Genomic DNA, 12298 nt, shown 5'->3' with positions numbered 1-12298 from the left:
GCGAAGATGCCAGCCTCGAACGTCCAGGGCTGGCAGATCTGCGCTGCAGGCCGCCTTGACGCTGGCTTTGATGCCCGGTAAGGTGCTTAACGTGCGCCAGAAGTGCATATATTCCGACCACATTTACTGACTGTAGACCTGATTATCATGGACAAATTTGACGCTAATCGCCGCAAACTGCTGGCGTTAGGTGGTGTTGCGTTGGGCGCAGCGGCCATCTTACCGACACCTGCGTTTGCTACCCTCTCGACCCCACGCCCGCGTATTCTTACGCTGAGCAATTTGCACACCGGTGAGTTGATAAAAGCCGAGTTTTTTGACGGCCGAGGCTATATTCAGGATGAATTAGCAAAACTGAACCATTTTTTCCGGGACTATCGCGCGAATAAAATAAAGAGCATCGATCCTTCATTGTTTGATCAGCTCTATCGCCTTCAGGGATTATTAGGAACCAATAAACCTGTGCAATTGATTTCTGGATATCGCTCGCTTGATACCAATAATGAGCTGCGTGCGCACAGTCGTGGTGTTGCTAAAAAGAGCTACCACACGAAAGGCCAGGCAATGGATTTCCATATTGAAGGCGTAGCATTAAGTAATATACGCAAAGCTGCGTTAACTATGCGCGCAGGTGGTGTAGGATATTACCCACGTAGCAACTTTGTGCATATTGATACCGGGCCTGTGCGGCACTGGTAACTCTACGCCTGACCGTTCAGATTCATTGATGAGCCTGAATGGTGACGAGTATAAACAGGAGCAACATGAATTATCGCATTATTCCGGTTACCGCTTTCGCGCAAAACTGTTCGTTGATCTGGTGTGAGCAAACTAAACTGGCGGCGTTAGTCGACCCAGGTGGTGATGCCGAAACCATCAAACAGCAGGTTGCCGATGCTGGCGTGACGTTACAGCAAATTTTGCTGACCCATGGTCACCTTGATCATGTGGGGGCGTCGGCTGAACTGGCGCAACATTATGGTGTGCCTATTATTGGGCCGGATAAAGAAGATGAGTTCTGGTTGCAGGGGTTACCCGCGCAAAGCCGGATGTTTGGTCTTGATGAATGTGAGCCATTGGTGCCGGATCGCTGGCTGAACGAAGGTGATACGGTGAGTGTCGGTAACGTTAAGCTACAGGTGCTTCACTGTCCTGGGCACACACCGGGGCATGTTGTGTTCTTTGACGACGCGGCGCGTTTACTGATTTCAGGTGACGTGCTGTTTAAAGGCGGCGTAGGGCGCAGTGACTTCCCTCGCGGCGACCATGCGCAGTTGATTGATGCTATCAAGCGGAAACTGTTGCCGCTGGGCGATGACGTGAAGTTTCTCCCGGGACACGGACCCATGTCGACGCTAGGGTATGAGCGTTTGAATAACCCGTTCTTGCAGGATGAATTACCCGTCTGGTAAGCAATTAAAAAGGCCGCTAACGCGGCCTTTTTACTTTGATGCTCCAGTAGCCCGGCCAAGCGCAGCGCCGCCGGGAAACTCCCGAAGTCAGTGCCATCGCACCTCGTCCGGGTTACAGCAACGTAGGCCTGAAAGCTGCGCGCCATCAGGCATTACAGTGTTACAGCACAGCGACAATGGCTTCGCACAGCGGTGCCATGTTGTCCGGCGTCATACCGGCAACGTTGATACGTCCGGATGCGACAGCGTAAACCCCAAACTCTTCACGCAAACGCAGTACCTGCTCTTTGGTCAGGCCGCTGAACGAGAACATCCCGTTCTGTTTGATGATAAAGCTAAAGTCACGGCCCGCACCTTTCTCCTGCAACGTATTCACGAACAGCAGACGCATACGTTGAATACGCTGGCGCATATCGGTCAGCTCTTGCTCCCAGATTGCACGCAGTGCCTCGTTGCCAAGGATAGTCGCCACAACAGAAGCACCGTGTGCCGGTGGGTTCGAGTAGTTGGCGCGGATCACGGCTTTCATCTGGCTGAAGGCGCGGTCAGCGGTGTCGGCATCGGCGGTCACCAGGGTGCAGGCACCGACACGTTCATTATAAAGACCAAAGTTCTTCGAGTAGGAGCTGGCGACAATCAGCTCTTTGTGCAGCGCGGCAAATGCACGCAGGCCTTCTGCATCTTCTTCCAGACCACGAGCGAAGCCCTGGTAGGCAAAGTCAAACAGCGGTAACCAGCCTTTCTCAATCGACAAGGCCGCTAGCTGTTGCCACTGCTCAAGCGTGGGATCGATACCGGTTGGGTTATGGCAGCAACCGTGGAACAGAACCACGTCACCAGCCTCGGCTTCATTCAGGCTAGCCAGCAGGGCGTCGAAGTCCAGCGCGTGCTTCTCAGCGCTGTAATAGTTGTATTCACGAACTTCCAGACCGGCTGCGGCAAAGACACTTTTGTGGTTAGGCCAGCTTGGGTTACTGACCCAAATACGTTTTACGTCGGTGTTTTTAGCGAGAAAATCCGCCGCTACGCGCAGTGCGCCGGTGCCGCCAGGAGTTTGTGCGGTACGAGCACGTTTGTCGCTAACGATAGCGCTGCCTTTGCCAAACAGCAGTTCCTGCGTACAGCGACCAAATTCAGGGATACCATCAATACCGAGATAGTTTTTGGTGGTTTCGTTTTCCAGTAGATACTGTTCAGCTTTCTTTACACTGGTCAGAACCGGCGTCTTACCGGTTTCATCTTTGTACACACCAATCCCGAGATTGATTTTTCCCGGGCGTTCGTCGGCGCGAAACAGATCGGCCAGGCCAAGAATGGGGTCGGCAGGGGCGGCGGTAATGTTCTCAAACATGACGAGGTTCCATTTATAAGTTCGGGGGAAATCCGCTATCAGGTTAACGGTAGATTTACAAAATGCCAACCATTTGAGATGAAAAGCGCGATGGTTTTCAAAAGTTACGATCTTCATCTTAGGAACGTAAAAAAGCAGGACCGAAGTCCTGCTTTTTAGGCATATAGCAGCGAGGGTCTGCTGATTAGAACTGGTAAGTTGCCATCAGAGCCAGCATGTCGTCGTTGCCGTTGATGCCGCCAACAGTCTGGGTGTAGCTGTCGTTTTTATCCAGCAGGTTGATGTAGTAGTCTGCTGCGACGTTGAAGTTCTTGTTGAAGTAGTAAGTTGCGCCAACCTGAATGAATTTAGCCAGGTCTGCATCACCGCCAGAGAACGTACCGTTAGCATTGGCCGCAGCAGGCAGGTCTTTACCTTTGGTCTGCACGTAAGAGATTGCTGGGCGCAGGCCGAAGTCGAACTGATACTGAGCAACCAGTTCAATGTTCTGAGTTTTCTTAGCGAAGCCAGCGTCACCGTCGATACCGGTACGGGTAGTGTTGCGGGTTTCAGCATAGGTTGCTGCCAGGTAAATGTTGTTTGCGTCATACTTACCGCCAACACCCCAAACCTCAGCTTTGTTACCCTGGTTGTCAGCTTTCTGCTGAACGGTACGGTTAGAGTTGCTGTAAGTCGCAATCAGACCGAAACCTTCAGCGAAGTCGTAACCCAGTGAATAACCTACGCCGTCACCGTTAGAGGTTAAAACGTCAGCCCCACGGTCGTTTTTACCCTGGTACTGAACGCCCATGTTCAGGCCATCAACCAGACCGAAGAAATCGCTGTTACGGTAAGTCAGCAGACCAGTGCTACGGCTGGTCATGAAGTTATCTACGTAGTTACCGCCCCAGGTCATACCTGAGAAGGATGGCGCCATATCGGTGTAAGAGGCAACGTCGTATGCGATACCGTAGTTACGACCGTAGCTGATGCTACCTGCGTCACCCGCTTTCAGACCGGCGAAGGCCAGACGGTTTTTATTCGTCGCTGCGGTGTTTTCAGGCTTGTTAGCCATGAAGCGATATTCCCACTGACCAAAACCAACCAGTTGGTCGTTGATCTGAGTCTCACCTTTGAAACCGAGCTGCGCATAGGTGCTGTCAGAGTTGCTGGTGTCGCCGCTGGTGACGAAATCACGTTCACCGTTAACTTTACCGTACAGGTCCAGTTTGTTGCCGTCTTTGTTATAGATTTCGGCCGCGTTAGCTGCACCCATTGCCAGCAGAGCAGGGATTACCACTGCCAGGATATTACGCTTCATCATTATTTATTACCCTCATTAGGTTTTTTTTTATAGACACTCTCGACTTTCGACAATTACTTCCGTCAATAAATATTTACGGAACTATTGATGAGAGTTTGGTGTCTTTATGTGTCTGAGAGGCATCTTTCCATTCAAAACATTCTTTCGCTAGCCTGAAAATGCTACAAACATCAAGAATTAGTAAGCAAAAGAAATAATGTGTAAGAATTTATTAATTTTAAGGAACTTTGTGAACTAACTCAAAATTCTGATGTGTACGCGGGATATTTGAACAGAGCCTTATCTATCAATATGAATTTCTTATCTTTTATTCGCATAACGCTTTTTCTTATCGCACTGGGAGGAGGAGTGAAGGTTTTCATATGATATTTTTTAGCCATCTGGATTGCCATGTGAGTGGATGAAAAATGTGCTAAGGCTTAAGTGAATTTTCAGATGCAATATAATATAGGGTGTTTTTTGTACACAAATGTGGCGGTGAAACAGTCTGTAACAGAGCTGATGCCGAGAGGGGTTGATGTTTAAGTTTGTTAAACTTAATAAAGATTTCTTTACATAGACGATTAAAAAAGGCCAGCACAATGGCTGGCCTTAGTAACGAAGGTAAATCAGAAGGTCGCGTTGCGCGGCGTTCTTGGGAATGCAATCACATCACGTACGTTCTGTACGCCGGTGACATAAGCGATCAGACGCTCGAAGCCCAAACCGAAGCCAGAATGTGGCACGGTACCGTAGCGACGCAGGTCGCGATACCACCAGTAGTCTTCTTTATTCAGGCCCATTTCAGCCATACGTGCATCCAGAACGTCCAGACGTTCTTCACGCTGAGAACCACCGATGATTTCACCAATACCCGGTGCCAGAACGTCCATGGCGGCAACGGTCTTACCGTCATCGTTCAGGCGCATATAGAAAGCTTTGATCTCTTTCGGATAGTTTTTCACCACCACCGGCGCTTTGAAGTGTTCTTCAGCCAGATAGCGTTCGTGCTCAGAAGAGAGATCCACGCCCCAGTACACAGGGTTTTCGAAGGTCTTGCCGCAGTTTTCCAGAATGGTCACCGCATCGGTGTAGTCAACCTGGGCAAAATCAGCGGTCACGAAACGTTCCAGACGATCGATAGCATCTTTATCAACGCGCTCTGCGAAGAACTTCATGTCGTCGGCGCGTTCGGTCAGAACGGCTTTAAAGACATACTTCAGCATCGCTTCTGCCAATTGGGCGTTATCTTCCAGATCGGCAAATGCCACTTCCGGCTCCAGCATCCAGAACTCAGCCAGGTGGCGGCTGGTGTTGGAGTTTTCAGCACGGAAGGTCGGGCCGAAGGTGTAGATTTTGGACAATGCACAGGCATAGGTTTCGCCGTTCAACTGACCAGATACCGTCAGGAAGGCTTCTTTGCCGAAGAAATCTTTGTCGTAATCCACTTTACCCTGATCGTTACGCGGCAGGTTTTCCATATCCAGCGTGGAGACGCGGAACATTTCGCCAGCACCTTCAGTATCAGAGGCGGTAATCAGCGGGGTTGAAACCCAGAAGAAACCCTGCTCGTCGAAGAAACGGTGCAGCGCCTGTGCCAGCGTATGACGTACGCGAGCAACCGCACCAATCAGGTTGGTACGTGGACGCATGTGGGCGACTTCACGCAGATACTCAATACTGTGGCGTTTTGCCGCCATCGGATAGGTATCGGGATCTTCGACCCAGCCGGTCACTTCTACATGAGTGGCCTGAATTTCAAAACTCTGACCTTCGCCCTTAGAGGCGACAATCTTACCGGTGACAATAACGGAACAGCCGGTGGTCAGACGCAGCACTTCCTGATTGTAATTGGGCAGAGAATTATTAATTACGGCCTGTACAGGATCAAAGCAGGAACCGTCATAGACGGCCAGGAAGGAAAAGCCAGCTTTTGAATCTCGGCGGGTACGTACCCAGCCGCGCACGGTGACTTCGCTGTCAACGGCTACGCGGCCCTGGAGTACGTCGGCTACAGGCACAACGCTCATAATAGTCTCTCTATTCGTGTCCAATAAAAAAATCGTTTTCCCCATCACTTCGGGGGGATATCTATGTTACCTGTCATCTTCTATCAGACAAGCAGAATTCGCATTCGGAAGGGCTGTTTTCGGAAATAAATAAAGAAGAAGGGAGCCTGGCGACTCCCTTTGGTGATTAGCTGGCCTTTTTGATCTGCGGAAGATCGAAGGCTTTACGTAAAGCACGCACAAATGCTTTATCGTGGCAGATAGTTTTTCCCGGGCTATCGGAGAGTTTCGCCACCGGTTTGCCATTACACTCCACCAGCTTAATGACGATATTCAGCGGTTTCACCTGTGGAATATCGCAGGTCAGGCGCGTACCGATACCGAAACTGAGATTCACCCGCGAGGAAAAGTGACGATACAGCTCAACGGCTTTGGTCAGGTCGAGGTTATCAGAGAACACCAGCACCTTGGTTAATGGATCGATGCCCAGTTTCTGATAGTGGCTAATGGCTTTCTCGCCCCACTCAAATGGGTCGCCCGAGTCATGACGTAGTCCCTGATAGCGGGTCGCAAACTCTGGGCCGAAATCACGCAAGAAAGCGTCCATGGTGATGCAGTCAGTGAGGGCAATACCAAGCTGGTCCGGATATTCCGTAAGCCAGGCCGCTAGCGCAGCTCGCTGGCTGGTGGCAAGGTCAGGACTAATCTGCTGATGTGCCTGGAACCACTCGTGCGCCTGGGTACCCATTGGCGTTAAGGTCAGACGGCGTGCCAAATCATAGTTGCTGGTGCCGGTAAACCAGGACTCCTGCTGCAGGCGGCTGACGATAGCCTCCTGAACCTCGCGAGAAAAGCGACGGCGCGTGCCAAAGTCCATCAGTTTGAAAGCGGACATGTCGATGTCAGCGGTCATCTGATTGAAGTCGACAAGCTTACGTTCCAGCATTTCAAGCGCCTGAGGTACGCCGTTTTCCGGTGAACGATAGCGGTGAACTAGCTCGCTAATTACCGCCAGCAGCGGAACTTCCCACATGATCACTTCACGCCACGGGCCCTCAAGGCGAATATTGAGTTTGCCGTTATCGTTAATGACGGTGACCTGTTGTGGGTCATAGCGGAAGTCGCGCAGCCAGTCGAGGTAATCTTGCTGGAAGAAGGGTAAACCGGACAGCCACTGGAATTCATCATCGCGTAATGTGAGTGAACGCATGGCGTCGACTTGTTCGCGGATGGCGTCAGCATAAATGCCTAGCAGGTCGTCACCACGGCAGCGGAATTCAGCCGCCACATTAACGTCATAGTAGTGGTGGAAAACGGCCTGCTGCATATGCAGCTTGTAAGCGTCTGTATCCAGCAACGAATGCAGAACAGGGGAAGCGAATTGTGTCATGGTGCGCAGTAGCATCCTCTCACAGGAGCGTTTAGTACATTAAACAACAGAGGGAGAATCGCTGGAGTATACCCTGTTTAACAATTTATTGAACCCCGATCACACCATATGGCACGAAGAGTCACTTGCGCTTTTGTGCGTCATGTTGCGTAAATGTATCATTTTTACCTATTTGACTGGAAAAGATGAAGATTCTGCATAGCGTGAATAACACAACAGGAATAGACTGGAGCTGACATTTACATAAGATGCTAAAGGTTTTTTATGACACAACAGCCCCAAGCCAAGTACCGCCACGACTACCGTGCGCCGGACTACCTGATTAGTGATATTGACCTGGCCTTTGACCTGGATGCCGCAAAAACCGTCGTGACAGCGGAAAGCCAGGTTTCCCGCCACGCAGCGTCTGATGTGCCGCTCCGTCTGAATGGTGAAGATTTAACGCTTATCTCCCTTCATGTTAACGGACAAGCGTGGGCCGACTATAAAGAAGAAGATAGCCATCTGGTTATTTCTGGCCTGCCAGAGCGTTTTACGCTCAAGATTGTGAATGAAATCAGCCCCGCGTCGAATACGGCGTTAGAAGGCCTGTATCAATCCGGTGAAGCGCTGTGTACCCAGTGTGAAGCGGAAGGTTTCCGCCACATCACGTGGTATCTCGACCGTCCTGATGTGCTGGCGCGCTTTACCACCAAAATCACCGCGGATAAAACCAAATATCCTTACCTGCTCTCCAACGGTAACCGCATTGCCGAAGGCGAACTCGACAACGGCCGTCACTGGGTGCAGTGGCAAGATCCGTTCCCAAAACCATGCTACCTGTTTGCGCTGGTAGCAGGCGATTTCGACGTTTTGCGTGATACCTTCAAAACCCGCTCCGGGCGTGAAGTGGCGCTGGAACTGTTTGTCGATCGCGGCAATCTGGACCGCGCACCGTGGGCGATGACTTCACTGCAAAACTCCATGAAGTGGGATGAAGAGCGTTTCGGCCTGGAATACGATCTCGACATCTATATGATCGTCGCCGTCGACTTCTTTAATATGGGCGCGATGGAGAACAAAGGGCTTAACGTCTTTAACTCCAAATACGTTCTGGCGCGTACCGATACCGCCACCGACAAAGACTATCTCGATATTGAGCGCGTGATCGGCCACGAATATTTCCATAACTGGACCGGTAACCGCGTGACCTGCCGCGACTGGTTCCAACTGAGCTTAAAAGAAGGCCTGACGGTGTTCCGCGATCAGGAATTCAGCTCTGATTTAGGGTCTCGTGCGGTTAACCGTATCAGCAACGTGCGTACCATGCGTGGGCTGCAATTTGCCGAGGACGCAAGTCCAATGGCGCACCCGATCCGTCCAGATAAAGTTATTGAAATGAATAACTTCTATACTCTGACGGTCTACGAAAAGGGTGCGGAAGTGATCCGTATGCTGCACACCTTGTTAGGTGAAGCCAATTTCCAGAAAGGGATGCAGCTTTACTTCGAACGTCACGACGGCAGCGCGGCTACCTGTGATGATTTCGTGCAGGCGATGGAAGATGCGTCAAACGTTGACCTGTCTCATTTCCGCCGCTGGTACAGCCAGGCCGGTACGCCAATTGTGAGCGTGCAGGACGACTACAATCCGGAAACCGAGCAGTACACCCTAACCATTCGTCAGCGTACGCCAGCAACGGCGGAGCAGGATGAAAAGTATCCGCTGCATATTCCTTTTGATATCGAGCTGTACGATAACGAAGGCAAAGTCATCCCGCTGCAAAAAGACGGTCATCCGGTGCACCACGTGCTGAACGTGACTCAGGCCGAGCAGACGTTTGTTTTTGATAACGTCTACTTCCAGCCGGTACCTTCGCTGCTGCGCGAATTCTCAGCGCCGGTGAAACTGGAATATAAATGGAGCGACCAGCAACTGACGTTCCTGATGCGTCATGCGCGCAACGATTTCTCTCGTTGGGATGCGGCACAGAGCCTGCTGGCAACCTACATCAAACTCAATGTTGCCCGTCATCAGCAGGGCCAACCGCTGTCTCTGCCTATCCACGTGGCGGATGCTTTCCGTGCGATCTTGTTGGATGAAAAGATCGACCCGGCGCTGGCTGCTGAGATCCTGACGCTGCCATCGGCAAGCGAAATTGCCGAGTTGTTTGAGATTATCGATCCGATCGCCATTGCGGCGGTACGTGAAGCGTTGACCCGAACGCTTGCGACCGAGCTTGCCGACGAATGTTTGGCTATCTATAACGCCAACAAACTCGACAGCTATCGCGTCGAGCATGATGACATCGCCAAACGTTCGCTGCGTAACACCTGTCTGCGTTATCTGGCGTTTGGCGATCGTGAGTTGGCGGATAAACTGATCAGCAAGCAGTACCACGACGCCGACAACATGACTGATGTTCTGGCGGCGCTGTCTGCTGCCGTGGCGGCAGAATTGCCATGCCGTGACGCGCTGATGCAACAGTACGATGATAAGTGGCATCACGATGGTCTGGTGATGGACAAGTGGTTTATTCTGCAAGCGACGAGCCCGGCCGAAGATGCGCTGGAAACGGTACGTAAGCTGCTGAACCACCGTTCATTCAGCATGAACAACCCGAACCGTATCCGCTCGCTGATTGGCGCATTTGCTGGCAGCAATCCGGCAGCGTTCCATGCTGAAGACGGCAGCGGCTACCAGTTCCTGGTGGAAATGCTCACCGAACTGAACAGTCGTAACCCGCAGGTAGCTTCACGTCTGATTGAACCGCTGATCCGCCTGAAACGTTATGATGCGAAACGTCAGGCATTGATGCGTGCGGCGCTGGAGCAGCTGAAGGGGCTGGAGAATCTGTCTGGCGATCTGTACGAGAAGATTGCGAAAGCGTTAGCCTAACGCATGAGTAACCCGGCCGAACGAAGTGACGCCGGGAAGACTCGGAACCTGTTCTCGGCGTCACTTCGTTCGGCCCGGCTACATGTCATATTGTTATTAACAAAAACGCCGCTGAGGTTTTCTCGCGGCGTTTTTTTTATCAAACATGTTCGGCCTGTCTCACGGCACCTAATGCGGGAACCTGGATATCCCGCCGATGTAAAGCTTGCCAGAACGTTTCTAGCGCGCTGTCCAGACGATGATGCAGGTTTGGACTGAACTGCGGCTTATGCTGATAATCGGTGACCTGGCTATCGTCAGCAAAGACGCCTTGCAGGATCTCCTGAGCCTTCAGTGCATTCAGTACCGGCTTAAGCGCGTAATCCACCGCCAGCATATGCGCCACCGTACCCCCGGTTGCCAGCGGCAGTACTACTTTCCCTTCCAGTGCACGTTCCGGAAGCAGATCGAGCAGCGCTTTTAAGGCTCCGGCAAACGAGGCTTTATAGACCGGTGTGGCAATAATCAACCCATCAGCATGGGCTAACTGCTCGGTGAGAGTTAGCAGTGCCGGGCTATCAAAGCGGGCGTAGAACAAATCTTCTGGCGAAAAATTTTGCAGATGCCAGTGGAAAACTTCGACATCTGCCGTAGAAAGTTTCTCCCGCGCGTACTCTAGTAAGGCGCTGGAGCGGGAAGGGAAGCGGGGGCTGCCTGCTAAAGTAATGACGCGCATAGACTCTCCTTATAACCAAAAACAAACATTAATCTAAATTTCATAACATTTGCATCAGTGTCTCAGAGCCTTCAGAGAGGGCGAAATACTTTTTCCGGCGTTGGTTTACCAAAAAATGCATATAGCGAGTGGCTCGGTGGGGAAGAGCAAGGAAAACGATTGCGCTTTTTTTGCCATAGGTCAATTCCCTTTCTCCGCGTTATCGCACATAATACGCCCCCGGTTTGCACACCGGGAATCCAGGAGAGTTCATGTACTATCCCTTCGTTCGTAAAGCACTTTTTCAGCTCGATCCAGAGCGCGCTCATGAATTAACATTTCAACAATTACGCCGTATCACTGGCACTCCGCTAGAAGCGCTCGTGCGCCAGAAAGTGCCGGAAAAACCGGTTACCTGTATGGGGCTGACGTTTAAAAATCCACTGGGTCTGGCCGCAGGTCTGGATAAAGATGGCGAATGCATCGATGCCTTAGGGGCGATGGGATTCGGTTCTATTGAAATAGGTACCGTCACGCCGCGCCCGCAACCGGGTAACGACAAACCGCGTCTGTTCCGCCTGGTTGATGCCGAAGGGTTGATCAACCGTATGGGCTTTAACAACCACGGTGTGGATAACCTGGTTGAGAACGTTAAAAAAGCGCATTTCGACGGTATTCTGGGGATTAATATCGGTAAGAATAAAGATACTCCGGTTGAGCAGGGTAAAGATGACTATCTGATTTGTATGGAAAAAATCTATGCCTATGCCGGTTATATCGCGATCAATATTTCCTCACCAAATACCCCGGGGCTACGTAGCTTGCAATATGGAGAAGCGCTCGACGATCTGCTCTCCGGTATTAAAAATAAGCAATCTGAGCTTCAGGAAAAACATCACAAATATGTTCCTGTGGCGGTGAAGATCGCGCCGGATCTTTCTCCTGAAGAGTTGATCCAGGTGGCCGATAGTTTAGTTCGTCACAATATCGATGGCGTTATTGCGACCAATACGACATTAGATCGTTCTTTGGTTCAAGGGATGAAATATTGCGATGAGATGGGAGGCTTAAGCGGTCGTCCATTACAATTAAAAAGCACCGAAATTATTCGTATGCTGTCAGCAGAATTAAAAGGTCAGTTGCCAATCATCGGTGTCGGCGGTATTGACTCAGTGACTGCTGCGCGTGAGAAAATGGCTGCTGGGGCCTCGCTGGTACAGATTTATTCCGGCTTTATTTTTAAAGGTCCGCCGCTGATTAAAGAAATCATTACTCATATCTAG

9 protein-coding genes are annotated in these 12298 nt (G+C 51.1%); 4 read left to right on the top strand and 5 right to left on the bottom strand.

Annotated features, from left to right (window positions below; genetic code table 11):
* Positions 1 to 147: 147 nt before the first annotated feature.
* Both U0026_RS14810 and U0026_RS14805 read left to right on the top strand, forming a co-directional pair.
* On the top strand, positions 148 to 699 hold the full coding sequence (locus U0026_RS14810) for a YcbK family protein (RefSeq protein ID WP_062777584.1): 552 nt from the start codon (positions 148 to 150) through the stop codon (positions 697 to 699).
* Positions 700 to 764: 65 nt separating this feature from the next.
* On the top strand, positions 765 to 1412 hold the full coding sequence (locus U0026_RS14805; protein ID WP_062777532.1) for an MBL fold metallo-hydrolase: 648 nt from the start codon (positions 765 to 767) through the stop codon (positions 1410 to 1412).
* 160 nt (positions 1413 to 1572) lie between these two features.
* Here U0026_RS14805 and U0026_RS14800 read toward each other — a convergent pair whose 3' ends face one another.
* From U0026_RS14800 to pncB, 4 genes are all read right to left on the bottom strand, one after another.
* Complete coding sequence (locus U0026_RS14800; RefSeq protein ID WP_062777530.1) at positions 1573 to 2763, bottom strand: amino acid aminotransferase; 1191 nt, start codon at positions 2761 to 2763, stop codon at positions 1573 to 1575.
* A gap of 184 nt (positions 2764 to 2947) precedes the next feature.
* Complete coding sequence (locus U0026_RS14795; protein ID WP_062777528.1) at positions 2948 to 4066, bottom strand: porin; 1119 nt, start codon at positions 4064 to 4066, stop codon at positions 2948 to 2950.
* A 608-nt stretch (positions 4067 to 4674) separates the two neighbouring features.
* Positions 4675 to 6075: an asparagine--tRNA ligase gene (gene asnS / locus U0026_RS14790; RefSeq protein ID WP_062777526.1), complete on the bottom strand. Its 1401-nt coding sequence runs from the start codon at positions 6073 to 6075 to the stop codon at positions 4675 to 4677.
* Positions 6076 to 6241: 166 nt separating this feature from the next.
* Complete coding sequence (pncB, locus tag U0026_RS14785; protein WP_062777525.1) at positions 6242 to 7444, bottom strand: nicotinate phosphoribosyltransferase; 1203 nt, start codon at positions 7442 to 7444, stop codon at positions 6242 to 6244.
* A 264-nt stretch (positions 7445 to 7708) separates the two neighbouring features.
* Between pncB and pepN the strand changes: the two genes are divergently transcribed.
* Positions 7709 to 10321, top strand: a complete 2613-nt coding sequence (pepN, locus tag U0026_RS14780; protein ID WP_062777523.1) for an aminopeptidase N — start codon at positions 7709 to 7711, stop codon at positions 10319 to 10321.
* A 139-nt stretch (positions 10322 to 10460) separates the two neighbouring features.
* Here the strand turns inward: pepN and ssuE are convergent, their stop codons facing one another.
* Positions 10461 to 11036 carry an NADPH-dependent FMN reductase gene (gene ssuE, locus U0026_RS14775; protein ID WP_062777522.1) on the bottom strand — a complete coding sequence of 192 codons (576 nt, stop codon included), beginning with the start codon at positions 11034 to 11036 and terminating at the stop codon, positions 10461 to 10463.
* 251 nt (positions 11037 to 11287) lie between these two features.
* Between ssuE and pyrD the strand changes: the two genes are divergently transcribed.
* Complete coding sequence (pyrD, locus tag U0026_RS14770; RefSeq protein ID WP_062777520.1) at positions 11288 to 12298, top strand: quinone-dependent dihydroorotate dehydrogenase; 1011 nt, start codon at positions 11288 to 11290, stop codon at positions 12296 to 12298.

This window comes from Kluyvera intermedia (assembly GCF_034424175.1).
GTDB lineage: Bacteria > Pseudomonadota > Gammaproteobacteria > Enterobacterales > Enterobacteriaceae > Kluyvera > Kluyvera intermedia.
The sequence above is the reverse complement of the archived record's forward strand: the minus strand, read 5'-3'. Positions and strand labels throughout refer to the sequence as shown.

Excerpts from the sequence above, each read along its gene's own strand:
- U0026_RS14810 (WP_062777584.1), top strand. The coding sequence starts at position 148 with ATGGACAAATTTGACGCTAATCGCCGCAAACTGCTGGCGTTAGGTGGT.
- U0026_RS14805 (WP_062777532.1), top strand. The coding sequence starts at position 765 with ATGAATTATCGCATTATTCCGGTTACCGCTTTCGCGCAAAACTGTTCG.
- U0026_RS14800 (WP_062777530.1), bottom strand. The coding sequence starts at position 2,763 with ATGTTTGAGAACATTACCGCCGCCCCTGCCGACCCCATTCTTGGCCTG.
- U0026_RS14795 (WP_062777528.1), bottom strand. The coding sequence starts at position 4,066 with ATGATGAAGCGTAATATCCTGGCAGTGGTAATCCCTGCTCTGCTGGCA.
- asnS (WP_062777526.1), bottom strand. The coding sequence starts at position 6,075 with ATGAGCGTTGTGCCTGTAGCCGACGTACTCCAGGGCCGCGTAGCCGTT.
- pncB (WP_062777525.1), bottom strand. The coding sequence starts at position 7,444 with ATGACACAATTCGCTTCCCCTGTTCTGCATTCGTTGCTGGATACAGAC.
- pepN (WP_062777523.1), top strand. The coding sequence starts at position 7,709 with ATGACACAACAGCCCCAAGCCAAGTACCGCCACGACTACCGTGCGCCG.
- ssuE (WP_062777522.1), bottom strand. The coding sequence starts at position 11,036 with ATGCGCGTCATTACTTTAGCAGGCAGCCCCCGCTTCCCTTCCCGCTCC.
- pyrD (WP_062777520.1), top strand. The coding sequence starts at position 11,288 with ATGTACTATCCCTTCGTTCGTAAAGCACTTTTTCAGCTCGATCCAGAG.